The 24,253-nt window shown below is 67.3% G+C and carries 21 protein-coding genes; 9 read left to right on the plus strand and 12 right to left on the minus strand.

The window, feature by feature from the left end; translation table 11 throughout:
- Positions 1–18: 18 nt before the first annotated feature.
- The 3 genes from RT97_RS00115 to RT97_RS00125 form a co-directional block, all read right to left on the minus strand.
- Complete coding sequence (locus RT97_RS00115; RefSeq protein WP_042576751.1) at positions 19–1,449, minus strand: HlyD family type I secretion periplasmic adaptor subunit; 1,431 nt, start codon at positions 1,447–1,449, stop codon at positions 19–21.
- Entirely contained in the window at positions 1,446–3,740 is a 2,295-nt protein-coding gene (locus RT97_RS00120) for a peptidase domain-containing ABC transporter (protein ID WP_172672132.1), read from the minus strand. Before RT97_RS00120 ends, RT97_RS00115 begins: the two co-directional genes overlap by 4 nt.
- 209 nt (positions 3,741–3,949) lie before the next feature.
- Positions 3,950–5,464, minus strand: a complete 1,515-nt coding sequence (locus RT97_RS00125) for a DUF4214 domain-containing protein (RefSeq protein ID WP_042576752.1) — start codon at positions 5,462–5,464, stop codon at positions 3,950–3,952.
- 309 nt (positions 5,465–5,773) lie between these two features.
- Between RT97_RS00125 and RT97_RS00130 the strand changes: the two genes are divergently transcribed.
- The gene (locus RT97_RS00130) at positions 5,774–7,207 is read left to right on the plus strand and encodes an aldehyde dehydrogenase family protein (protein WP_042576753.1); all 1,434 of its coding nucleotides are present in this window, start codon (positions 5,774–5,776) and stop codon (positions 7,205–7,207) included.
- Positions 7,208–7,324: 117 nt separating this feature from the next.
- Here the strand turns inward: RT97_RS00130 and RT97_RS00135 are convergent, their stop codons facing one another.
- Together RT97_RS00135 and RT97_RS00140 are read right to left on the minus strand one after the other, a co-directional pair.
- Positions 7,325–8,254 (minus strand): ZIP family metal transporter, encoded by a 930-nt coding sequence (locus tag RT97_RS00135; protein WP_253278091.1) that lies wholly within the window; start codon positions 8,252–8,254, stop codon positions 7,325–7,327.
- A gap of 11 nt (positions 8,255–8,265) precedes the next feature.
- Positions 8,266–8,904, minus strand: coding sequence for a superoxide dismutase (locus RT97_RS00140; protein ID WP_042576754.1), 639 nt, complete (start codon positions 8,902–8,904; stop codon positions 8,266–8,268).
- 193 nt (positions 8,905–9,097) lie between these two features.
- On the opposite strand from RT97_RS00140, the gene RT97_RS00145 reads away from it, so the two are divergent.
- The 5 genes from RT97_RS00145 to moeA all read left to right on the plus strand — a co-directional run bounded on the left by RT97_RS00145 (position 9,098) and on the right by moeA (position 14,399).
- Complete coding sequence (locus RT97_RS00145) at positions 9,098–9,799, plus strand: hypothetical protein (protein ID WP_042576755.1); 702 nt, start codon at positions 9,098–9,100, stop codon at positions 9,797–9,799.
- An 82-nt stretch (positions 9,800–9,881) separates the two neighbouring features.
- Entirely contained in the window at positions 9,882–11,165 is a 1,284-nt protein-coding gene (locus RT97_RS00150; RefSeq protein WP_042576756.1) for a serine hydrolase domain-containing protein, read from the plus strand.
- A gap of 71 nt (positions 11,166–11,236) precedes the next feature.
- A complete protein-coding gene (gene moaA, locus RT97_RS00155) occupies positions 11,237–12,406 on the plus strand; it encodes a GTP 3',8-cyclase MoaA (protein WP_042576757.1) in 1,170 nt (389 codons plus the stop codon).
- Between the two features lie 14 nt (positions 12,407–12,420).
- Complete coding sequence (gene mobA / locus RT97_RS00160) at positions 12,421–13,059, plus strand: molybdenum cofactor guanylyltransferase MobA (protein ID WP_042576782.1); 639 nt, start codon at positions 12,421–12,423, stop codon at positions 13,057–13,059.
- A gap of 23 nt (positions 13,060–13,082) precedes the next feature.
- Positions 13,083–14,399, plus strand: a complete 1,317-nt coding sequence (moeA, locus tag RT97_RS00165) for a molybdopterin molybdotransferase MoeA (RefSeq protein WP_042576783.1) — start codon at positions 13,083–13,085, stop codon at positions 14,397–14,399.
- 12 nt (positions 14,400–14,411) lie between these two features.
- On the opposite strand, the gene RT97_RS00170 is transcribed toward moeA, so the two are convergent.
- Positions 14,412–15,368, minus strand: a complete 957-nt coding sequence (locus tag RT97_RS00170; protein ID WP_042576758.1) for a helix-turn-helix domain-containing protein — start codon at positions 15,366–15,368, stop codon at positions 14,412–14,414.
- A gap of 71 nt (positions 15,369–15,439) precedes the next feature.
- Here RT97_RS00170 and RT97_RS00175 point away from each other — a divergent pair, with 71 nt between their 5' ends.
- Positions 15,440–16,513 carry an NADH:flavin oxidoreductase/NADH oxidase gene (locus RT97_RS00175; protein WP_042576759.1) on the plus strand — a complete coding sequence of 358 codons (1,074 nt, stop codon included), beginning with the start codon at positions 15,440–15,442 and terminating at the stop codon, positions 16,511–16,513.
- 13 nt (positions 16,514–16,526) lie between these two features.
- Here the strand turns inward: RT97_RS00175 and rnhA are convergent, their stop codons facing one another.
- A complete protein-coding gene (gene rnhA, locus RT97_RS00180; RefSeq protein ID WP_042576760.1) occupies positions 16,527–16,976 on the minus strand; it encodes a ribonuclease HI in 450 nt (149 codons plus the stop codon).
- A gap of 39 nt (positions 16,977–17,015) precedes the next feature.
- A complete protein-coding gene (locus RT97_RS00185; RefSeq protein ID WP_042576761.1) occupies positions 17,016–17,768 on the minus strand; it encodes a class I SAM-dependent methyltransferase in 753 nt (250 codons plus the stop codon).
- 19 nt (positions 17,769–17,787) lie between these two features.
- Here RT97_RS00185 and gloB point away from each other — a divergent pair, with 19 nt between their 5' ends.
- Together gloB and RT97_RS00195 are read left to right on the plus strand one after the other, a co-directional pair.
- Positions 17,788–18,567 carry a hydroxyacylglutathione hydrolase gene (gene gloB, locus RT97_RS00190; protein WP_042576762.1) on the plus strand — a complete coding sequence of 260 codons (780 nt, stop codon included), beginning with the start codon at positions 17,788–17,790 and terminating at the stop codon, positions 18,565–18,567.
- Positions 18,564–20,186 carry a transglycosylase SLT domain-containing protein gene (locus RT97_RS00195; protein WP_042576763.1) on the plus strand — a complete coding sequence of 541 codons (1,623 nt, stop codon included), beginning with the start codon at positions 18,564–18,566 and terminating at the stop codon, positions 20,184–20,186. The genes gloB and RT97_RS00195 overlap by 4 nt, the downstream gene beginning before the upstream one ends.
- Positions 20,187–20,214: 28 nt before the next feature.
- Here the strand turns inward: RT97_RS00195 and RT97_RS00200 are convergent, their stop codons facing one another.
- Genes RT97_RS00200 through RT97_RS00215 form a run of 4 tightly spaced genes read right to left on the minus strand, consistent with a single transcriptional unit; the run spans position 20,215 to position 24,167 of the window.
- A complete protein-coding gene (locus RT97_RS00200; protein WP_042576764.1) occupies positions 20,215–21,399 on the minus strand; it encodes a low temperature requirement protein A in 1,185 nt (394 codons plus the stop codon).
- A gap of 35 nt (positions 21,400–21,434) precedes the next feature.
- Complete coding sequence (locus RT97_RS00205; RefSeq protein ID WP_042576765.1) at positions 21,435–22,268, minus strand: ABC transporter permease; 834 nt, start codon at positions 22,266–22,268, stop codon at positions 21,435–21,437.
- Entirely contained in the window at positions 22,265–23,080 is an 816-nt protein-coding gene (locus tag RT97_RS00210) for an ABC transporter ATP-binding protein (protein ID WP_042576766.1), read from the minus strand. Before RT97_RS00210 ends, RT97_RS00205 begins: the two co-directional genes overlap by 4 nt.
- A gap of 52 nt (positions 23,081–23,132) precedes the next feature.
- Positions 23,133–24,167 (minus strand): ABC transporter substrate-binding protein, encoded by a 1,035-nt coding sequence (locus RT97_RS00215; protein ID WP_042576767.1) that lies wholly within the window; start codon positions 24,165–24,167, stop codon positions 23,133–23,135.
- Positions 24,168–24,253 lie beyond the last annotated feature (86 nt).

Consider the following 24,253-nt stretch of genomic DNA (forward strand, 5'->3'; position numbering starts at 1 on the left):
AGGTGGCAGGTTCAGGCCCTACCTGACCCGGACGCCTTCGTTCCAGCCCTTTTCCAGCGGGTTCAGCACCAGCTGGATCAACCGGCGCTTGTCGGTCTGAATATCCGCCTGCAGGCTCATGCCCGATTGCAACGGTTGCGCGTGCCCCTTGACCCAGATGCTGGCGTCAGGCCCGGCAAGAGCGACTTGTACCCGGTAGGCCAGGCCGTTCGTTCGCTGGTCCGAATTGCTGCTGTCGAAGTTGCGATTGCTCGACGCGGCTTGGCCGGTGCCCGTCTGCTTGTCGAGCGCCTGCGGGTTCTGGAACTCGGCGTCCGCGCTGATCCATTTCACCGTGCCCACCACCGCGCCGTACTGCGTGAACGGAAAGCTGTCGAGCTTGACCTCGACAGGCTGGCCGATCTTGACGTAGCCGATGTCGTTGTTGCTGAGCAGGACCTCGGCGATCAACGGCGTGTTCTCGGGCACGATCGTCAGGAGCGGTTGATTGGCCGCCACCGCACTCCCCAGCGTCGTGACGCCGATGCTCTGGACCACGCCTGACACCGGCGCGCGCAGCGTCTTGAGGCCGTTGAGCTGCTGAGCCTTGTCGAACTCGGCCTGGAGGCTCGCACCCTCGCGGCTGGCCTGCTCGACCTCGGCAAGGATCTGCACCTTGCGCTCCTGCTCCACGGCCGCCTGCCGGAAGCGTGCCTCCTGCAGCCCCGCGGCGAGCTGGGCCAGCGTCTGGCTCTGAGCTGCGAGGTCATGTTCCAGGCCGACCACTTCCTGTTCCTGCTTGAGGCGCTCGCCTTCGCTGAAGAAGCCTTCCTTGACCAGCGCCAGGCTCTGCTGATAGCGCTTGGTCGCCAGGCCGAGGTTCAGGCGCAGCTTCGTGTGCGTCGACTCAGCCGCCCTGAGGGCCTTGGTCTTTTCATCCACCGACGCCTTGGCTTCCGCGAGCTTGGCCTCGAAGGCGGCTTCGCGGGCCTGGATCGTGGCCATCTGGTCGGGGGTCAGCGCTGGGGGAGTCCGCGCGCCGCTGGCGCCGGCACCCGAAGCGGACATGGGCAGGTGCTGCCCCTTCATTTCCACCATGAGCCGCGCCATCTGCTGCTGGTTCTGCTGCAGCCGCTGCTGGCTGCTGGACAGATCGGCCTGCGACAGCGTCGGATCGAGCTCGATCAGAAGGTCGCCCTCCTTGACGCGCTGGCCTTCGCGCACGTGAATGGCGCGCACGAGGGCCGGCTCGATCGTCTGCAGGACCTTCACCCTGCCATCGGGAATCAGCCGGCCGGGCGCCGTCGCCACGATCTCGATCTCGCCGATGCATGCCCAGGTGATGGCGCCGAGCAGCAGCACGGCCAGCGCCCACATCAGCCCACTGGCAAAGGGCGCCGGAGGCGTTTCCTCGATGGCGAGCGCCGGGCTGTGGAACGCCCGTTCCTTGGAGGAGAGCACGGTACTCATGCCTCGGTCTCCGCAGGGTTGCCGCGCCGCTCGGCACGATGCGTTGCCAGATTCTTGCGAACACCGGCGCCCGGCTCGTGCTGCTGCATGGCCCAGAGCCTGGCGAATTCGCCCTGTTGTGCGATGAGTTCCTGCAGTCCGCCCTGCTCCACCACCTTGCCGCTGTCGAGCACGACGATGCGGCAGCAATGACGCAGCGTGGAGAGACGGTGGGCAATCATGATGACCGTGCGGCCGCGGCAGATCTGCGCCATGTTGGCCTGGATGGCTTGTTCGCTCTCGACGTCCAGCGCGCTGGTGGCTTCGTCCAGGATCAGGATGCGTGGGTCGCCCGTCAGTGCGCGGGCGATCGCGATCCGCTGGCGCTGCCCGCCGGACAGAAGGGCACCGCGCTCGCCCACTGGCGTCTGGTAACCCTGCGGCAAGGCGGTGATGAACTCGTGCGCCCCCGCCTGCTGCGCCGCAAAGACGATGCGGTCGAAAGACATCCCCGGATGGGCGACGGCGATGTTTTCCGCGATTGTCCCGCTGAAGAGGAAACTGTCCTGCAACACGACGCCAATCTGCCGACGCAACTGCTGCGGATCGGCATGCGCGATGTCGTGGCCGTCGACCAGCACGCGTCCAGCCTCCATGCCGTAGAGCCGCTGGATGAGCTTTGTGAGCGTCGACTTGCCGCACCCGGAGCGCCCCACGATGCCCACCACTTCGCCGGGCTCCAGGAGAAGGCTCACGTCGTTCAGCACGAGCGGCGTTTCTGCCTGGTAGCGGAAATGAATCGACTGCAACTCGACGCGCCCTTTCAGCGGCGGCATGGCCTGGACCCCCGTGTTGGTGGGCTCCGGCTGCGCATTCATGAGGTCGCCCATGCGGTCGACCGACAGCTTGACCTGCTGGAAGTTCTGCCAGAGACCGACCAGGCGGGACACGGGTTGCAGCACCTGCCCGGCCAGCATCTGGAACGCGATGAGCCCACCGACGGTGAGGTCGTTGTTCATCACCAGCGTGGTGCCGACCCAGAGCACCGCCAGGGTCAGCATCCGCTGGACCGCCTGCGAAATGCTTTGCGCCGCGTTGCCCAGCTTGCTGACATCGAACCCAGCCGCCACTTGCCGGGCGGCGAGCAGGTCCCACTTGCGCTGCCACATGGGCGCCAGCGCCAGGCTCTTGAGCGTATGGATCCCCTGGATGCTCTCGACCATGAAGCTGCCGGCCTCCGCGCTGCGGTCGAACTTCGTCTGCAGCGCCCTCGCGAAAATGGGTTGCGCCACGAGCGTGACAAGAGCAAGGATCGGCAAGCCGATGAGCGTGACGATGGTCAGCTTGATGCTGTAGAGCAGCATCACCGCGATGAAGATGCCTATGAAGAGCCCGTCGACCAACGTCGTCAGCGCGCCGCCTGTGAAGAAGCTGCGGATGTTCTCGAGCTCGCGCGTGCGGGCCAGCGTGTCGCCAGCCTGGCGCTGCTCGAAGTAGCGGATGGGCAGGCTGAGCACGTGGCGAAAGAGGTCGCTCGACAAGCCCGCATCGAGGCGGGCCGACGTATGGGCAAGCATGTACCCGCGCAGCGTGTTGGTGACGGCCTCGAAGACGATCAGGCCCGCCATGCCGATACCCAGAACATGCAAGGTCGACAAGCTCTTGTGCATCAGCACCTTGTCGATGATGACCTGACTGAACAGAGGCGTCGTCAACGCCACCAGTTGAAGCAGGAATGCGCCGAGCAGCACCTGTCCCAATGGCTTGCGATAGCGCCAGAGCACCGGCACGAACCACCCGAGACCGAAACGCCGGGAGGGCGCACCGCTGGCGGCACCGAGTTGCAGGGGCTGGCGGAAACGGATGACGGGGAGGACACCGTTTTCCCCATGGCTTCCAACCAGGTCAGCCATCGAGACCCACGTGAACTTCGAGGTTCGGGGCACCCAGAGCAGCAGCTCTTCCGAAGGCAGCTTTGGATCAGCCGCGCCCGATTCGCTCGCGACGCCCGGGCGCGGCCCTGCAGGTGCACCGCGTGTCTCGCGTCGTGCAACCACGGTGACGACATTGCCATCGGCACTGGTGATCACGCAGGGAATGGGGAGTGACCGAGCCCCGCCGCGCTGCTGGAGGAGCGGCCATTTGCGTGAGGGGCGGTCCCGGACTTGCAGAGGCTTCGACACGAGCCCCAAATGCCGCGCTGCATGCTGCAGCTCCTGAACGCCGATGGGGGTTTCAGGCCGCCAGCCCATCGCCTGGCCCAACGCCTGGACGCTCATCTCCAGGGAGAAGAATGCAACGATCGGCTGCAAGGCTGAGAGGCCCTGGAGTGCTGGGAAAGAAGCCCCCCCGGGCTGAGCCGACGTGCCAGCGCCGCCAGGACTATTCAAGGCCTGCTGCGACTGGCTTGCGCCCCCCTCTTCCATGGCCTTCTGGTCCAAAGCAGTCCAAGCTCTTTTCTCAATCGGGGCGCCGCGTCGCCCTGCAGCGCAGGCAGTGCAATGGCGACGCGTTAGCTACGTCACGCAGTCAGTTGAATGTTGGCCTGCGACAGCTGGGCGAGCGTTGCGTGGTGGAACGTGATGCTTTGGTTGCCATCGGTGAAGACCACATTCTGGCCGTTCTGCGTCATGTGGCTCAGGACGTCGGCAGCACTGTTGTAGCCAAAGCCGCCAGTGAATCTCAACGTGTCGACGTTCTCAAGCCCGTAAACCTGGTCGTTGCCCGGGTTCGCAAAATCGAAGATGAAAGTGTCTGCCCCGCGGCCACCCAGAAGCGTGTTGCTCCCCGAGCCGCCGCGCAGATCGTCGCTCCAGCTCCCAAAGGTCGATGCCATGTAGGTGGCCTGCCCTGGGGCAGTGGTTGAACGAAATTCCGGGGAGTCGGAGAAACCCACCACCACACTTGCACGACTCGTTCCATTGTTCAGCGCATTGACCCAAGCAGCCAACCCACCTGCATCCGCATCACGACCCAGCACGTTGCGGTAGAGCAGCGACACGAATTGGCTGTTGTTCAGCGTGCCATAGGTGCTCTGGAACTCTGCGGATCCAACGAAACCCTGTGCGACTGCCTGGATAGTCTGGCTGGCGTTGTCCAGGGTGTTAGTCCAACTGACCAGGCCGCCGCCATCGGGCTCGCGGCCCAGGGTGGCCTTATAGAGGCGATAAACCGCTCCCTGGTGCTCCGCACTGAACTTTGAAGTCATGAAGGCGTCGACGTCAGTCGACGTCGTGCTCCTGAATTCGCTGGAGTCAGAAAAGCCGACGACCACATCCGCACGGGAAGTGCCGGCATTCAATGCCTGGACCCAGGATGCGAGCCCTCCGGCATCCGGCGCACGACCCAGCACATTCTGGTAGAGCAACGTCACGAACTGGGAGTTGTTCAGAGCACCGTACACAGATTGGAATTCCGCGGAGCCCACGAATCCCGCAGCGACGGTCTTCAGGGCCGTACCCGTCTTGAGGGCCCCCGCCCAGCTTTCGATGCCACCGACGTCGGGCTCTCGGCCAAGGGTCGCCTGATAAAGGCGGTAGACCGCGCCATAAGCAGTATTCGCAGTGCCGAAGATCCCATCTCCGCCGTCAATGACGTCGTTGCCCGCACCGCCGACCAGCGCGTCGTTGCCCCAGCCGCCAGTGATCTTGTCGTCGCCGTTCCCACCATTGAGGTAGACAGAACTCGTGGCACCCAACGCAGTCAGCGTGTCGTTGAAGTCCGAACCGACGACTGCGTAGATTTGAGACAACGTGTCGCGATTACCCCAGCCATCCGTCGCAGTGCCGGACCGGAGATCAACGCTGACGCCAGCGGGGCCGTCGTTGTAGTGAACGATGACTGCACCGGTGTTATTGCCAGTGATGATGTCGTTACCCTGGCCACCCCAGATGTCGTCGTCCCCTGCATCGCTGTAGATGACATCGTTGCCGGCGCCGCCGTCGATGAGATCGTTCCCGGCGCCGCCGTGAATGACGTCCGAACCGGGGGTTCCAACCAAAGTATCGTTTCCGGGAGTGCCGTCGATGATCGCCACAGTACGTTTCCTTCGTGTTTTAAGTAAGACTTCTCCACATCTGCATCGCCCCTCACGCCGATACAGCCCATCCAAGTCGAGTTCTGCGACCTGACCACTTCATATCGTATCCGCATGTATCCCTTGTTTCCTCCGTGAAGACGCTCACGGTCTCGTGCTTTTTCCACGCTGGACTGGGTTTTCGCGAGGCACTTCGGTTTTCTAGTACTTAAATACTAAGTAAATCTGCTAGGCCGCATTTTCCTGACCGCGCCAGGACAGTAGACGCCCAGGCCACGGCTTTTTCGCGTTCGCGCAAAATCCCGCCCCATGCAGCTCAACTACATCGCCAACGCCGACGTCCCCTCCGCCTCCGGCCGCACCCTACCGGTCATCGACCCGTCCGACGGCCAGCCTTTCGACGACATCCAGCGCAGCAACGCCGCCGACATCGATTCCGCCGTGCGCGCCGCGCGCGACTGCTTCGAGGGCGTGTGGCACAAGGTCAGCGCGGCCGACCGCAGCCGGCTGCTCTACAAGCTCTCCCAGAAGATCGCCGAGCACGTCGACGAGCTCGCGCTGATCGAGCAGCGCGACTGCGGCAAGCCCGTCAAGCAGGCGCGCGCCGACGCGGTGGCGCTGGTGCGCTATTTCGAGTTCTACGCCGGCGCCTGCGACAAGCTGCACGGCGAGACCATTCCCTACCAGGACGGCTACAGCGTCTTCACGTGGCGCGAGCCGCACGGCGTCACCGGCCACATCATTCCGTGGAACTACCCGATGCAGATCTTCGGGCGCAGCGTGGGCGGTGCACTTGCCGCAGGCAACGTCTGCGTGGTGAAGCCGGCCGAGGACGCATGCCTCTCGCTGATCCGCGTGGCGCAGTTGGCGGCCGAAGTCGGCTTTCCGGCGGGAGCGCTCAACATCGTGACCGGCTACGGCCACGAAGTGGGCGACGCGCTCGCGCGGCACGAAGGCATCGACCACATCAGCTTCACCGGCAGCCCCAAGATCGGCACGCTGATCCAGCAGGTGGCGGCCGAGCGGCATTGCCCGGTCACGCTGGAGCTGGGCGGCAAGAGCCCGCAGATCATCTTTGCGGACGCCGACCTTGACGCGGCGATTCCCGTGGTCATCAACGCCATCGTGCAGAACGCCGGCCAGACCTGTTCGGCCGGCTCGCGCGTGCTGATCCAGCGCGCCATCTACGAGCCTTTGCTCGAGCGCCTGGGCCACGCCTTCGAAGCGCTGCGCGTCGGCCCGGCGGCGATGGACCTCGACGTCGGCCCGCTGATTCGCCAGACGCAGCAGCAGCGCGTGTGGGACTTCCTGAGCGACGCGCAACATGCTGGCATCCCGATGGTGGCGCAGGGCATCGTCGTCGAGGAAGCGCCCGAAACCGGCTTCTACCAGGCGCCCACGCTGCTGCGCGACGTGCCGGTCGGCCATCGCCTCGCACAGGAAGAAGTCTTCGGCCCGGTGCTCGCCGCGATGCAGTTCGCCGACGAAGACGAAGCGGTGGCGCTCGCCAACGCCACCCAGTTCGGCCTCGTTGCCGGCGTGTGGACGGCCGACGGTTCGCGCCAGTTCCGCATGGCCCGGCGCGTGCGCAGCGGGCAGGTGTTCATCAACAACTACGGCGCGGGCGGCGGCGTCGAGTTGCCCTTTGGCGGCGTGAAGTCTTCGGGCTACGGCCGTGAAAAGGGCTTCGAGGCGTTGTATGGGTTCACCACGCTGAAGACCGTAGCCGTCAAGCACGGTTGAGGGGCGCGAGTCCTTACTGGAGGTAGCGCGGAACCGGCTTTGACGGCCCGCAGGTGTCGCCCCCGGCGAAGGGGTTAGAGAAGCAACACGACGTGCGCGAAGCTCAGGGGAGCCCCACTACCCCAGCGCGGTGTCCAGCAGCATCATCAGCACGAAGCCGAGCATCAGCCCGCTGGTCGCAAAGGCTTCGTGCCCCTTGCGGTGCGACTCGGGAATGATCTCGTGGCTGATGACGAACAGCATCGCGCCCGCCGCAAAGCCCAGCCCCCACGGGAGCAACAGCGCCGAGTGGCCGACGACCGCAGCGCCCAGCACCGCGCCCAGCGGCTCGACCAACCCAGACGCCATGCCGATCGCCACCGCGAACCAGCGCTTGTAGCCCGCCGCCAGCAACGCCACCGCAACTACCAAGCCCTCTGGCACGTCCTGGATCGCAATGCCGGTGGCCAGCGCGTCCGCGCGCAGGCCGTTGTTGCCCGCGTAGCCCACGCCGATCGCCAGGCCTTCGGGCACGTTGTGCAGCGCGATCGCGAACACGAAGAGCCATGTGCGCCGCAGCTGTTTCGCCGACTGCCCTTCCCGCCCCTTGATGAAATGCTCGTGCGGCAGCACGCGGTCCATCACCATGAGCACGAGGCCGCCCAGCAGGATGGCCGTGCCGATCACGCCGCCCGCGGCCCAACTGCCGCCGCCGAACACGCCGATGCTCTTCGCAGCGTCGAGGCCCGGAATGATCAGCGAGAAGGCGCAGGCCGCCAGCATCACGCCCGCGCCGAAACCGAACAGCGTGTCCTGCAGCCGCTCTGGCAGCTTTTGCGAAAACACGACCGGCAGCGTGCCCAGCGCGGTCGCCAGCGCGGCCACCGAGCCGCCGAGCAAGGCGTTCCACACCACCGGGTCGGACCGAACGAACTGCCAGAACTGCGACACCAGCGCCAGCGCGCCGGCAGCAACGATGGCCAGCCCGATCCATTCACGAACGGAGGGCGTCGGCCGCGGGCGTACCGTGGCTACCGTGCCCAGGGGGTGTTGCGGCTCGTCGTTCATGGGTGATGTCCTCAGGCGCCGGTCAGGGCGGCGGCGTGGCGCCGGGCCACCTCGGCCCAGTTCACCACGTTGTAGAACGCCGCGATGTATTCGGGGCGGCGGTTCTGGTACTTCAGGTAGTAGGCGTGCTCCCACACGTCCAGCCCGAGGATCGGCGTGTTGCCCGAGCCGATGCCGTGCATCAGCGGGCTGTCCTGGTTGCCGCTGCTTTCCACCGCGAGCTTGCCGCCCTTGGCGACCACGAGCCAAGCCCAGCCGCTGCCGAAGCGCGTGAGGGCGGCCTTGGTGAAGGCTTCTTTGAAGGCATCGAAGCCGCCCAGGTCGGTGTCGATGGCGATGGCGAGCTCGCCTGTGGGCGTGCCGCCGCCGCCCTGCCCGACAGGCGCCATCACGGTCCAGAACAGGCTGTGGTTGGCATGGCCGCCACCGTTGTTGCGCACCGGCGCATGCAGCGCCTCGGGCAATCGGTCGATATCGGCGATCAGTCGCTCGACCGGCGTGCCTTCGTGCGGCGTGTCCTTGACGGCCGCATTGAGGTTGTTCACGTAGGTCTGGTGATGCTTGCTGTGGTGGATTTCCATCGTCTGCGCGTCGATGTGCGGTTCGAGCGCATCGAAGGCATAGGGCAAGGGTGGCAGGGTGTACGGCACGTTCGAAAGCTCCTTGGTTGAAGAGCCCTTTGCGTGGTCGACGTGCTGCGTAATCAGGCGTCCAAATAATAGTAATTCTCATTGTCCACGTCAAGACATCTTCCAATCGGATGGCGCAAACACGCCAGATTCGGTCACATGACGAAACGAGCCCTATACACTGCCCCGGCGTCCACCGAAAGGCTTTGCACCGATGAAATTGCACCGCATCCTGCCCCTCGTGCCGACCTTCCTGCTGGCGTTCGGCGCAGCCCTCGCCGGCGCGCAGACCGCGACCCCGCCGGCGGGGGACTACATCTACGAGGGCGGCGCCGGCTCGCTGCGCATCAAGCCCAACGGGCATTTCGACATCTCGACCATCGGCGCCAACGCCCACCTCTGCTCGCTCGACGGCACCATCGTCCGCGGCAAATCCAAGATCGACGACACCGGGTGCGTGGTGAATTTCACCCTCAAGGGCAGCTCGGTCGAGGTCAGCTCCAACGGCTCGGACGACTGCCGCCAGAGCTGCGGGGCGCGCGCCTCGTTCGAGGGCACCTACCTCAAGCCCAGCCCCGCCTGCACCGACAAGGCCGTGGCCGCCTCGCGCAAGACCTTCAAGCGCCAGTACGACGCGAAAGATTTCGCTGCCGCCCAGGCCACGCTCGCCCCCGTGCTCGGCGAGTGCAGCAAGACGCTCGACTGGATCACCACCGGCCGCGTGCGCAACGACCTGGCGATCACGCAGTTCAGGCTCGGCGACCGCGCCGGGTGCCTGAAGACCCTGGAGCCGCTGGCCGAAGACGCCGCCCGCACCGACCAGGGCGTGAAGGACGCCTACCCGCCCGCCGACGGCGAGGACATCCTGCCCGTGGTCCGCGCGAGCCGCACGAACCTGAAGCTCTGCAGGGGCTAGCCTCGCCCCGCCAATCGACTTCCCCAGACGGCGCCAAGACCGTCATGCCGACTTTCATCAACGACAGGACGGAGACAAGACCATGAAATTCTTCCAGCGCACCCTGCGCACGGCCGTGCTCGGCCTGAGCCTGGCCGCACCGCTGCTCGCCGCGGCGCAATCGCTGCCGACCGCCACGCCGGAACGGGTCGGGCTTTCGAGCGAGCGGCTGCAGATGCTCACCGACGTGCTCAAGGCCGACGTGGCCAGCGGCAAGATCCCGGGCGCCGTGCTTTTGGTGGCCCGGCAAGGCAAGGTGGCGTGGTTCGAGCCGGTCGGCAAGCTCGACCCCGCGGCAGGCACGCCGATGCAGCGCGACGGCATCTTCCGCATCTATTCGATGAGCAAGCCCATCACCACGGTGGCCGCGATGATGCTGGTGGAAGACGGCCGCCTGAAGCTGGACGACCCGATTTCGACCTATCTGCCCGAATACGCCAGCATGACCGTCGGCGTCGAAAAGCCAGGCGCCGATGGCAAGCCGGTGCTCGAAACGGTGCCCGCGCGCAAGCCGATCACCGTGCAGGACCTGATGCGGCACACCTCGGGCCTCACCTACGGATTCTTCGGACCGGGGCTGGTCAAGCAGGCCTACAACGCAGCCGGCCTGGGCGCCAACGACCCGACCAACGCCGAGTTCTCGCAGCGCCTGGCCAAGCTGCCGCTGGCCTACCAGCCCGGCACCACCTGGGACTACAGCCAGTCGACCGACATCCTGGGCCGCGTGATCGAGGTCGTGTCCGGCCAGTCGCTCTACCAGTTCGAGAAGGCGCGCCTCTTCGATCCGCTGGGCATGAAGGACACCACCTATTACGTGCCCGAGCCGGACCGCCAATCGCGCATCGCCGAGCCGCTTCCCACCGACCGCAGCTTCGGCGTGGGCGCCGACCTGAACGACCCGCGCGTCGTGCGCAAGCTCGAATCTGGCGGCGGCGGGCTGGTGTCCACGGCCGGCGACTACGCGCGCTTCCTGCAGATGCTGCTGAACGGCGGCTCGCTCGACGGCAAGCGTTATCTGGGCCCGCGCACCCTCGCGCTGATGACCGCCGACCATTCCAACGCGGGCGCCGGCATCGTGCCCGGCCCGCTCTACCTGCCGGGCCCGGGCTACGGCTTCGGGCTGGGATTTGCGGTGCGCCGCAACGACGGCGAGGCGCCCTACCCCTCGGCCGGCGGCGAATACAACTGGGGCGGCGCGGGCGGCACCTACATGTGGGTGGACCCGAAGAACGAGATGTTCGTCGTGCTGATGCTGCAGTCGCCGAAATACCGGACACATTACAGATCCTTGACCCGGGACATGATTTATGCGGCCGTGATCAAGTAGCCTGCCGTATAGCCCGCGCCCGACAGGTCCTTGAGGCCTGGCGCAAAATCGGCCCCCCGCCCCTCGAAGCCATGAAGAACAGCAGCAGCACCGTCATCCCGATCTCGCAGATCGGCCGCGCGCCACCCGCCGTGGCTGTGCCGGACATCGCCGTGCCCGCCACGGGCCTGCTGCTCGACCGCTTGGGCCGCCCGCTGACCGACCTGCGCATCAGCGTGACCGACCGCTGCAACTTCCGCTGCAGCTACTGCATGCCCAAGGACGTGTTCGACAAGGACTACAAGTACCTGCCGCACAGCGCGCTCCTGAGCTTCGAGGAAATGACGCGCCTGGCGCGCCTGTTCGCCGCACACGGCGTGCGCAAGATCCGGCTCACCGGCGGCGAGCCCCTGCTGCGCAAGAACATCGAGGCGCTGATCGAGCAGCTCGCCGAGATCCGCACACCCGACGGCCAGCCGCTGGCCCTCACCCTCACCACCAATGGCTCGCTGCTCGCGCGCAAGGCTGCAGCGCTCAAGGCCGCCGGCCTGCAGCGCGTGACCGTGAGTCTGGACAGCCTGGACGACGCGGTCTTTCGCCACATGAACGACGTCGATTTCCCGGTGGCCGACGTGCTGGCCGGCATCGACGCGGCGCAGGCCGCGGGCCTGGGGCCCATCAAGGTCAACATGGTGGTCAAGCGCGGCACCAACGAGCAGGAGATCCTGCCGATGGCGCGCTACTTCCGCGAGCACCATGGCGGGAACGTGGTGCTGCGCTTCATCGAATACATGGACGTGGGCGCCACCAACGGCTGGCGCATGGACGAGGTGCTGCCTTCGGCCGACGTCATCGCGCGCATCGCCGAGGAGTTTCCGCTGGTGCCGCTCGAAGCCACCACCCCCGGCGAAACCGCCCAGCGCTGGGCGTATGCCGACGGCGGCGGCGAGATCGGCGTGATCAGCAGCGTGACCCAAGCCTTCTGCCACGACTGCAGCCGCGCGCGCCTGTCGACCGAGGGCAAGCTGTACCTGTGCCTCTTCGCCAGCGCCGGCCACGACCTGCGCCCGCTGCTGCGCGGCGCCGCCAGCGACGTCGACATCTCCTCGGCCATCGGCCACATCTGGCAAGGCCGGGCCGACCGCTATTCCGAGCTGCGCGCACTGCGCGGCCCCGACCACGCCGCCAACCACACCGCTGACGGCGGCGACGCCAACGACAAGGCGCCGCGCCGCGTCGAGATGAGCTACATCGGCGGATGACGCGGGCTGCCGCCATGCCCGCGCATCCCGCTATCGCGCCTGCCGAAATCACGGGCCTCGTGCTGGCCGGTGGACGCGGCTCCCGCATGGGCGGCGTCGACAAGGGCCTGCAGACCTTTAACGGCGAGCCGCTCGCCCTGCACGCGGTGCGCCGGCTGGGCGCGCAGGTCGGCCAGGCGATCATCAACGCCAACCGGAATCTCGCGGCCTACGAAGCATTCGGCATTCCGGTGCGGGCCGACAGCCTCGCTGACTACCCGGGGCCGCTCGCAGGTTTTCTCACGGGCCTCGCGCATTGCGCCACGCCCTTCCTGCTCACCGTGCCTTGCGATACACCGCTCTTCCCGCTCGACCTGGCGGCGCGCCTGTCCGAAGCGCTGGCCGCCGCCGACGCGGAAATCGCCATGGTCAGCGCCCCGGATTCCGAAGGCGATGGCGGGCCCGGGCTACGCCCCCAGCCCGTCTTCTGCCTGCTGCGCACGAGCCTGCGCGATAGCCTGCAGCGCTTTACCGACGCCGGCCACCGCAAGGTGCAGGCGTGGACTGCGCAACACCGCACCGTGCTCGTTCCCTTCGACCGGCCCGGCGATTCGCCCGAAGCCTTCTTCAACGCCAACACGCTCGCCGAATTGCAAGCACTCCAAAACCGATGAGCCCGATGAGCCCGATGAGCCCGATGAGCAGCCTCGCCGACATCGCCGCCGCCCTCCCGGGCCATGACACCGACACGCTGAGCGTCGATGCCGTCCAGGCCTTCCTGGCCCGGCTGGTCGCGCCCCTGGTCGTCACCCAGCGCGAGAGCGTGTCGCTGCGCGAGGCGCTCGGCCGCGTGCTGGCCGAAGACATCGTCTCGCCCGTGAGCGTGCCGCCGCACGACAACTCGGCGATGGACGGCTACGCGTTCGATGGCACCGTCCTCCCGACGGACGCCCCGGCCGATCACTCCATCAAGCTGCGCGTCGTGGGCACCGCGCTCGCGGGCACGGCCTGGCGCGGCGCGCTGGCCCCGGGCGATGCGGTGCGCATCATGACCGGCGCGATGATGCCGGCGGGCCTGGACACCGTGATCCCGCAGGAGTTCTGCCAGGTCGAGGGCGACGTCGTGAGCTTCCCCGACCGCGTGCTGCGCCGTGGCGACAACCGCCGCTTCGCGGGCGAAGACCTCATGAAAGGCCAGCCGGCCCTCAGGCGCGGCGAACGGCTCTCGCCCGCCGCCCTCGGCATGGTGGCCAGCCTCGGCCTGCCCGGCGTGGCTGCGCTTCGGAAGCTGCGCGTCGCGTACTTCTCGACCGGCGACGAAATCCTGTGCATCGGCGAGCCGCCGCGCGAAGGCGCGGTGTACGACTCCAACCGATACACCGTCTTCGGCCTGCTTGCGCGCCTGGGCTGCGAAGTGATCGACCTGGGCCTCGTGCACGACGACCCCGCCACGCTGGCCGCGACGCTGCAGCGCGCCGCGCGCGAAGCCGATGCCATCGTCACCAGCGGCGGCGTAAGCGTGGGCGCGGCAGACCACACGCGGGAGGTGATGCAGCAAGTCGGCGAGATGGCCTTTTGGCACGTCGCGATGCGCCCTGGCCGGCCCTTGGCCGTGGGCCTGATTCCACGCGAGGGTGCCGAAGCCGCAGGCCCCGCCGTGTTGTTCGGCCTGCCCGGCAATCCGGTGGCCGTGATGGTCACCTTCCTGGCCTTCGTTCGGCCCGCGCTGCTTCGCATGATGGGCTGCCACGACGCGGCCTCGGCGCCACCGCCGATGCTGCGCGCACGCAGCACCGGGCCCATCCGCAAGAAGGCCGGCCGCACCGAATACCAACGGGGGTTCGTCAAGGCCGTGCCGGGGTCGTTGCCCGAGGTCTGCGTCGCGGGCAACCAGGGCTCGGGCGTTCTGAGCTCGATGGTCGAAGCCAACGGGCTCGTGGTGCTGCATCACGACCAGGGCCACGTCGCCGCCGGCGAAGAGGTCGATGTGATGATGTTCGACGGCGCGATCTAGCCGCCGCGCCGCCTACGCCCTGAACCGCTCGCGGTAGGCCGTCGCCGAGAGGCCCGTCGATTGCGCGAACGCCTTGCGAAACGCAGCCAAGGTCGCGAAACCCACCGCCTGCGCCACGCTCTGGTGCGACGAAGCGGTCGACTCCAGAAGCCGTTGCGCGGCCATGATCCGCTCGTTCTGCAGCCACGCCTTGGGCGCGATGCCCACTTCGGCGATGAACCGACGAAGCAGCGTCCTGTCGCTCATGGCGCCGCGCGCGGCCAGCGTCGTGACGGTGATGGGCTCGGCCAGGTGCTGCCGCGCCCATTCGAGCAACGGCGCCAGGGAACGGCCAGCGCGCGCCGGAAAAGGCTGGGCGAGGTATTGCGCCTGGCCGCCGTTGCGATGCGGACTGGTCACCATCGCACGCGCCACGGTGTTCGCAACGTCGGCGCCGTAGCACTGGCGAACGACCTGAAGGCAGGCGTCGATCCCCGCGGCACTGCCTGCCGAAGTCATCAACGCGTCGTCTTCCACGTAGAGCACATCGGGGTCGAACACGACCCGCGGAAACCGCTCGCGGAACAGTTCGGCGTAGCGCCAGTGCGTCGTGGCGCGCCGGCCGTCCAGCAGGCCGGTGGCCGCGAGCACGAAGCTTCCCGCGCAGACGGAGACCAGACGGGCCCCGCGTGCGTGCGCGGCAGCCAGCGCGTTCTTCAGCGGCCGCGGCACCTCGGACCGCGGGTCCCGCCAGCCGGGAATCACGACGATGTCGGCGCTTCTCAGCACGCCGAGCCCGCCGTGCGTGCGCAATTGAAGCCCGCCCACCGCGCGAAGCGGCCCCGGCTCGGCCTGCGCGAACTTCAGCCCGAAAAGCGGTTGCTCGAAGTCGGGGCGCTCGCCGCCGAACACCTCGGCCACGACGCCGAGTTCGAAGAGGTTCATGCCCTCGTAGACCACGGCGACAACGAGCGGCGGGGATTTCGACATTGGCGGATTTTTACCGCATGTTGGCGAATCCGACAACCGCCCGAACACCGGCTCGCCCGTAGCATGGCCGCATGACCCATGCCACGCTGTTCTCCCCGCTCGCCCTGCGCGGCGTCACGCTGCGCAACCGCATCGCGATGTCCCCCATGTGCCAGTACACCGCCAGCGACGGGATGGCCGACGACTGGCACCTCGTTCACCTGGGCAGTCGCGCGGTGGGCGGGGCCGCCCTCATCATGGTGGAGGCGACGGCCGTGTCGCCCGAGGGGCGGATCACCCCCGGCTGCCTGGGCCTGTGGGACGACGCCCAGGTCGAGCCGCTGGCACGGATCGCGCGCTTCATCCAACGGCAAGGCGCCGTCCCCGGCATTCAGCTGGCCCACGCCGGGCGCAAAGGCAGTTGCCGGGCCTCCTGGGAAGGCGGCGCACCGCTGCCGCCCTGTGACGGCGGATGGGAACTGCTGTCTGCGAGCCAGATGCCGTTCAGCCCGTCCTCGCCGACGCCGCGCGCGGCGAGCACCGCAGACATCGCAGCCCTGCTGCGCGATTTTGCGAATGCGGCCCGCCGCGCGGTGGCAGCGGGCTTCGAGATCGTCGAGCTCCACGCCGCGCATGGCTACCTGCTGCACCAGTTCCTGTCGCCGCTGTCGAACAAGCGCTGCGACGCGTACGGCGGTTCGCCGGAGGGTCGGAACCGCCTGCTCATCGAGCTCGTGTTGGCGGTGCGCGAAGCCATTCCGGCGGAGATGCCGCTCTTCGTTCGCATCTCGGCGACGGACTGGATCCAGGGGGGCTGGGAGCTGGCCGACACGGAGCGCCTGTGCGTTCGCCTCAAGCGGCACGGCGTCGACCTGATCGATGTCTCGTCCGGCGGGTTGCAGCCGGACGCGCAGATTCCGGTGGCGCCGAACTACCAGGTGCCGCTGGCCAGCCACGTCCGGCGCGCTGCGGACATGTGCACGGGCGCCGTCGGCCTCATCACCGAGGCCCGGCAGGCGCAAGAGATTCTTGCGCGAGGCGACGCGGACCTGGTGTTCCTCGGACGCGAGCTGCTGCGCAACCCGTACTGGCCGATGGACGCGCAGCGCGCATTGAACGAGCGCAGGACACCGCCGCTCCCTTACCGCAGCGCCATGGCGGGCTAGTGCGCCGCCGGCTTCAGATCCGCCCGAGCGCCTTGTCCACGCCCTTGTTGGCGAGCATGTCGGCCCGCTCGTTGCCCGGGTCGCCCGAGTGGCCCTTGACCCAGCGCCATTCGATCGTGTGGCCGCCTTCGGCCACGAGCTTGTCCAGCCGCTGCCAGAGCTCGACGTTCTTCACCGGCTGCTTGCTGGCGGTCATCCAGCCCTTGGCCTTCCAGCCGCGGATCCACTCGGTGATGCCCATGCGCACGTACTGGCTGTCCAGGTAGAGCAGCACCTTGCAGGGGCGCTTGAGCGCGGCCAGGCCCTCGATGACGGCGGTCAGCTCCATGCGGTTGTTGGTGGTGTTGAGTTCGCCGCCGAACAGTTCCTTTTCGGTGGCGCCCGACTTGAGCCACGCGCCCCATCCCCCGGGTCCGGGATTGCCCTTGCATGCACCATCGGTGTAGATCACGACTTCGTTCAAGCTCTCTTTTCCTTGTTTCTCTGTATTCGATTCAATCAATCAATCCGCCTGGTCCGGCCGGTGCCGATGCACCTTGCCGGCGATCGACACCGGCGCCGTGGCGCGTGCCGCGGCCCGGCGCCAGTCCGCGCTCAGGAGGCGCATGCCGCGCACCCGCTTCACGGCCACGAGGAAATACGCCGCGCCGAAGATCGGCCACCAGCGCTCGCCGGCCTTGTCCATCCAGCGGCAGCGCTCGAGCCACGCATCGCTGCGCACCGCGGGCCGGTAGACGCCGAAGCGCCCCGACTCCACCTCGAAGCTCAAGAGGCGCAGCCAGTCGCGCATGCGCCAGTAGCCGATGAACTCCCCGCCCTCGGGCAGGTAAAGATCGCCAAGGCCGAGCTTGCGGTACAGGTGCGCGCGCCGCTGGCGCATGCCCCAGAGGCTGGTCGGATTGAGCCCGCAGATCACCACGCGGCCCTCGGGCACCAGCACCCGCTCGACCTCGCGCAGCGTGGCGTGCGGATCGGGACTGAGTTCCAGCGCATGCGGCATCACCACCAGGTCGAGGCTGTTGGCCGCGAACGGTAGCGCAGTGAAGTCGGTCAGCAGCGTCGCCTTGCCCGACCGCATCGGGTCGCTCAGGGCCAGCCAGCGGTGCGGCATGCGGTTGGTGCGCAGGCCCTCGACCTCGGCCGCGCCCAGCTGCAGCGCGTGGTAGCCGAACACATCGGCCACCGCCTGGTCGAACTGGGCCTGCTCCCACGCGAGGAGGTAGCGTCCCGGGGGGGTCGCGAACCAATCCTGCAAACCTATAATTTGTCCGCTCATGACCCTCGTTCCGCTGCCCGCCTTCGCTGACAACTACATCTGGATGCTGCACGACGGGTCCAGCGCCATCGTCGTGGATCCGGGCGACGCCCAACCGGTGTTCGATGCGCTGGCGCACCACAAGCTGCAGCTGGCCGCGATTCTAGTCACGCACCACCACCCCGATCACACCGGCGGCGTGGCCGCGCTGCACGCCGCCACGGGGGCGCCGGTCCATGGCCCCGCGCGCGAACGCATCCCCGAGCCTTTCACGCCTCATGTGCAGGGCGACGCCGCCGAAGCGCTCGGCCTGCGCTTCGAGGTCATCGACGTGCCGGGCCACACCGCGGGCCACATCGCCTACTTTCTTCCGGCCGCTGAAGGCCGTACGCCGTTGCTCTTTTGCGGCGACACGCTGTTCTCGGGCGGATGCGGCCGCCTCTTCGAGGGCACGCCCGCGCAGATGCTCGCGTCGCTCGATGCGCTCGCTGCGCTGCCCGGCGACACGCGCGTGTGCTGCGCCCATGAATACACACTTGCTAACCTGCGTTTCGCCCGCGCGGTGGAACCGGGCAATGCCGATCTGACTCACTACAACGCGCGTTGCGAAAGCCTGCGCGCGCAGGGGCAGCCCACACTGCCCTCGCAGCTGGCGACCGAACGCCTGATCAACCCCTTTCTTCGCAGCCGCGAAGCCACTGTCCTTCGAGCGGTGCGCGCGCATGCCGAGCTTTCCGCCGACGCGGCCGAAGCCGATGTGTTCGCCGCACTGCGCCAATGGAAAAACGACTTCCGATGAAATTTCTCGCTGCCACCTGCCTTGCAGGTTCCCTGGTGCTCGCAGGCTGCGCGGCACCTACCGACAACAGCTCTTCCTCCTCTTCCCCCAAGGCCGGCACCACCGCCGGCGGCACCGGCGCCAAGGTCGCCGGCAGCGCGGCCCCCGTCTATCCGCGCGACGCCCTCTCTCCCCTGTCCAGCAGCGAGGCCCACTCGCAGAGCGTGGTCACGCTGGCCCCGCCGGCCGACATGTGGGACCGCATCCGCCGCGGCTTCAAGATGCCCAACCTGGAGAGCGACCTGGTGCGCGATCGCGAGCAGTGGTATGCCAGCCGCCCCGACTACATCCAGCGCATGACCGAGCGCTCGAACAAGTACATGTTCCACATCGTCGAGGAACTCGAGCGGCGCAACATGCCGACCGAGCTCGCGCTGCTGCCGTACATCGAGAGCGCGTTCAACCCGCAGGCCGTCTCCAGCGCGCGTGCGGCGGGCATGTGGCAGTTCATGCCGGCCACCGGCACCGACTTCGACCTGAAGCAGAACATCTTCCGCGACGACCGCCGCGACGTGGTGGCCTCCACCCGCGCCGCGCTCGACTACCTGCAGAAGCTCTACGGCATGTTCGGCGACTGGCAGCTCGCGCTGGCCGCCTACAACTGGGGTGAAGGCAGCGTGAGCCGCGCCATCGCGAAGAACCAGCGCGCGGGCCTGCCCACCACCTACAGCGACCTCAACATGCCGGCCGAAACCCGGCTGTACGTGCCCAAGCTGCAGGCGGTGAAGAACATCGTGGCCAACCCGCAGGCCTTCAACGCCGAGCTGCCGCTGATTGCCAACCACCCGTACTTCCAGACCGTCACGCTCACGCGCGACCTGGACGTGGAGCTGGCCGCCAAGCTGGCCGACGTGCGCCTGGAGGACTTCCGCGCCCTCAACCCCGCCGCGCACAAGCCCGTGCTGATCGCCGCAGGCACGCCGCAGATCCTGCTGCCCTGGGACAACGCGGCCGTGTTCCAGCGCAACTTCGACGCCTACTCGCAAGGCCAGTACGCCAGCTGGACCGCCTGGGTCGTGCCCAACACCATGACGGTGGCCGACGCCGCCCAGCGCTCGGGCATGAGCGAGAGCGACCTGCGCGCGATGAACAACGTGCCGCCGCGCATGCTCATCAAGGCCGGCTCGACGCTCATCGTGCCGCGCGGCGCGCGCGTCAAGGAAGACGTCGCGGCCGTGGTGGCCGATGGCGGCCACCTGAGCTTCCAGCCCGAGATCGTCAATCGCCGCACGACCGTGAAGGCCGGGCGCAACGACAGCGTGACGAGCATCGCGCGCCGCTACAACCTCAAGCCCACCAACGTGGCCGAGTGGAACGACGTCAAGCCCAACCACGCGTTCAAGCGCGGCTACAGCGTGGTCGTGTACCTGCCGGTTCGCGCGGCTCCGGCAGCCCGTGTCGGCGCGGGCGTGGCGGTGGCGCGCGGCCATGCGCAAGCGGCGGCAGTGGCTCCCACCAAGCGTGGCGGCGCTCCCGCCCAGGTCAACACGGCGCGCGGCAAGAACGTGGTGAAGGTGCCTGCGGGCAAGCAGGTCGTGCGCGAGAAGCGCGGCGGCACGCCGGCCAAGAAAAAGCGCTGACAGGAGCGCTGACGCCGGCGGGGCCCGTTCAATGCGCCTGGGCGGCCCACGCCCGGCGCCGCACCACGGCTTCGAGCGCGGCCACGGCAATCATCACCACCGTGGTCAGCGTGCCCACCACCAGCACCGTGAGGTGCGACGCGAACGCCGCGAGCACAACGAGCGCAATCAGTCCGTAGAGGTGCGACTGCGGCAGGAAGCCGCGCACCACGCGCTTGAACAGCGCATTGCCGAAGAGGTAGATGGCCGGCCCGCCCAGGAGCGGCCCGAGGTACTTGAGTTGGGCGTGGTGCGCGCCCTCTCCGATCACCAGTTCGTCCGCGACCGCGCACACGATGATGCCGGCCACCAGGATCACGTGCGTGTAGTGGAAGTTGGCGCCCATGCGGCCCGGGTCGTTCGAATGCTCGATCGAATGCGTGGCCTCCCTGGCGCTGGTGTCGAAGTACATCCACCACATGGCCAGGCTGCCCGCGAAGCCCACGAGAAGCGCGTACACGTCCACCAGGTGCCACTCGGCGTGATGGCCGAACGCGATGCCGCTGGCCAGGATCGATTCGCCCAGCGCCACGATCACAAAGAGCTGGCAGCGCTCGGCGAGATGGCCGCCGTCGATGGTCCACTCCGCCGTCGATGAGCGACCCAGCCCCGGAAAGACCAGGCCCACCATCGGCGCGACGTATTCGCACAGCACGCCGACGAACCACAGGCCGATGCGCCACGGTCCCTCGGACAACCCGCCCGCAATCCAGAACACGGCCGCCACGCAGTTCCATGCCAGCAGGCGCCGGAAGTTGGGCGCCAGCGGGCTCTTGCTGCCCACCGCGATCAGCATGCAGAAGGTGCGCCCGACCTGGATGCCTGCAAAGCAACACGCGAACACCAGCCCCCGCTCGGCAAAAGCGCCGGGCACCGCCGACGCCATCACCATGGCCAGCAGCATCACGCCGAACAGCATGCCCCGTATGCGCAGCGACCCGGGGTTGAACCAGTTCGTGGCCCAGGCGGTGTATTGCCAGCCGAGCCAGACCGCGAACCACATCACCAGCGTCTGCAGCGCGCCCAGGAGGCTCAGGTGGTCCAGCAGGTAGTGCGACAGCTGCGTGACCGAGAACGCATAGACCAGGTCGAAGAACAGTTCTTCGTTCGAGACCCTGGCGGCCTGGTCGCGCGATCGCAAAGTCGTTGGCAGTCCGTTTTTCTTGCTCGACATGACTCGCTCCCTTTCAGTTGTCGAATGTCAGGCAGCTAGAGTTTTTCGGTTTCCCCGCTGCGTGGCTGCCATTTCATGAGGCGCTTCTCGATCAGGCCGACCATCCCGTCGAGCGCCAGCGCGAAGGCCGTGAGTACGACGATACCGGCGAACACGGTGTTGACGTCGAACGTGCCCTCCGCCTGCAGGATGAGGTAGCCCACGCCGCGCGCCGAGCCCAGGTACTCGCCCACCACCGCGCCGACGAATGCCAGCCCCACCGAAGTGTGCAGGCTCGAGAACACCCAGCTCGTGGCGCTCGGCAGGTACACGGTGCGCAGCAGTTGCCGCTGGTTGGCGCCCAGCATCTTCGCATTGGCCAGCACCACCGGGCTCACCTCGCGCACGCCCTGGTAGACGTTGAAGAACACGATGAAGAACACCAGCGTGACCGCCAGCGCCACCTTGCTCCAGATACCGAGGCCGAACCACAGCGCGAAGATCGGCGCGAGGATCACGCGCGGCATCGAGTTGGCAGCCTTGATGTAGGGATCGAGGATCAGGCTCGCGGTGGGCGCGAGCGCGAGCCACAGGCCGCAAGCGAGACCCATCACGGTGCCGATGCCGAAGGCCAGCACCGTCTCCAGCAGCGTGGTGCCCAGGTGCCGGTAGATGTCGGCGTTGCCTTTCAGTCCCTCGGGAAAGAGCAGGTTCGGCGGCACCTCGAACGGCAGGAACCAGCTCCAGATGCGCCCCGCCACCTGGATCGGCTCGCCGACGAAGAAGGCGAACTGCTGGTTGCGCGATGCCACGTGCCAGCCCACCAGGATGAGCACCAGCAGCACGAGCTGCCAGAAGCGCGCGTTGCGTTCATTGAGGCGCGGGATCATGCGGCTTTCCTCAGTTGCTGCGCGTAGCCCTTGAGCACCTCGTCGCGCAGCACCTCCCAGATCTGCGTGTGCAGCTCGACGAAGCGCGGCTGCGTGCGCACCTCGGCCACGTCGCGCGGACGGGCCAGGTCAATGTCGAATTCGCCGATGGGGTGCGTCGCCGGCCCGGCCGACAGCACCACCACGCGGTCGCTCATCGCAATGGCTTCATCGAGGTCGTGCGTGATGAAGAGCACCGCCTTCTTCTTCGCGCTCCAGATGTCGAGCACCTCGTTTTCCATCAGCTGCCGGGTCTGGATGTCGAGCGCGCTGAAGGGCTCGTCCATGAGGATGATGTCCGGGTCGAGCACCAGCGTCTGCGCCAATGCAACCCGCTTGCGCATGCCGCCGGAGAGCTGGTGCGGGTAGCGGTCGCCGAATCCCGAGAGGCCCACGCGCGAGAGCCAGGCCTCGGCCTGCTCGCGCGCATCCGCATCGGACACGCCGCGGTACTGCAGCCCCACCATCACGTTGGCGACGGCGCTGCGCCACGGCATCAGCGCCTCGGTCTGGAACATGTAGCCCGCGCGCGCGTTGACGCCCGAAAGCGTCTGGCCGAACACCTTGACCGTGCCCGACGATGGTTCGAGCAGCCCGGCGCCCACGTTCAGCAGCGTCGACTTGCCGCATCCCGTGGGGCCGACCACGGAGACGAACTCCCCGGCCTTGATGCGCAGCGTGGTGTCGGCGACAGCGGTGTAGCGCTGGCCGGGGTCGTCCTTCGAGTGGAAGGTGCAGCTGATGGAGAGAAGTTCGAGTGCGTGATCGGACATGTCTGCAGGATTAAAAAACCCGGCCAAGGCCGGGTCGCGGGGACGTTCGGAGTCAGGCTTTGAACCTGTCCTTCGCGCGCCTAGCAAAATCGTTGGTGTAGGTCCGGGCAAGGTCGATCTTGTCGGCCTTCACCGCGGCATCGAAACTCGCGATGGCCGTGAGCGCCGTCTTCGGGCCCTCGGCCGGCACGAGCCCGTCGGTGGCGATCGATTCGCGCACCTTGTCGAAGGATGCCAGGTACAGCGCGCGGTCGCCGAGCAGGTAGGTCTCGGGCACCGTCTTGATGATGTCGCCCGGCCCCGCCGTCTGCAGCCACTTCAAGCCATGCACGATCGCATTGGCCAGCGCCTGGCAGGTGTTGGGATTCTTCTGGATGAAATCGATCGGCGCGTAGAGGCAGGCCGCGGGCATCGGTCCGCCGAACACCTGCTGCGTGCCCTTGAGCGTGCGCGTGTCGCTGATGATCTTCACGTCGCCCTTCTGCTCGAGCATCGTCATCACCGGGTCGGTGTTGCTGATGGCGTCGATCTGGCCCGAGCGCAGCGCGGTGAGCGCGCCGGCCGCGACACCCACGCCGATGTAGCTCACCTCGCTCGCCTTGAGGCCGCCGCGCGAGAGCACGAGATTGGCCACCATGTTGGTCGACGAGCCCGGTGCCGAGACGCCGATCTTCTTCCCCTTCAAGTCCTGGATGCCGGTGTAGCCCGCCATGTTCTTGGTCGACACGCCCACCGCGATCTGCGGCGCGCGGCCTTGCAGCACGAAGGCCTGGAAGAACTGGTTCTTGGCCTGCAGGTTGATGGTGTGTTCGTAGGCGCCCGAGCAGACATCGGCCGAGCCGCCCACCACCGCCTGCAGCGCGCGCGCGCCGCCGGCGAAATCGGAGATCTCCACCTCGAGCCCTTCGGCCTTGAAGTAGCCCAGCTGCTCGGAGATCGTGAGAGGCAGGTAATAGAAAGCGGCCTTGCCGCCGACCGCGATGGAGATCTTCGTTTTCTCCAGCTTGGCTTGCGCAAAAACCCGCGGCAGCGCGATCGCGGCGGCGGCGACTGCGGAGGCGGAAATGAGGGTTCTGCGATGAAGCATGAAGCGGTCCTGCGGGCTCTTTGATTCTTGTGAAGTGAATCGAGCTTAGGGGTGCGCGCCCGTTGCCTGCATCGGGGTCATCCCGT

This window comes from Variovorax paradoxus (assembly GCF_000834655.1).
In the GTDB taxonomy this organism is placed as follows: Bacteria; Pseudomonadota; Gammaproteobacteria; order Burkholderiales; family Burkholderiaceae_C; genus Variovorax; species Variovorax paradoxus_F.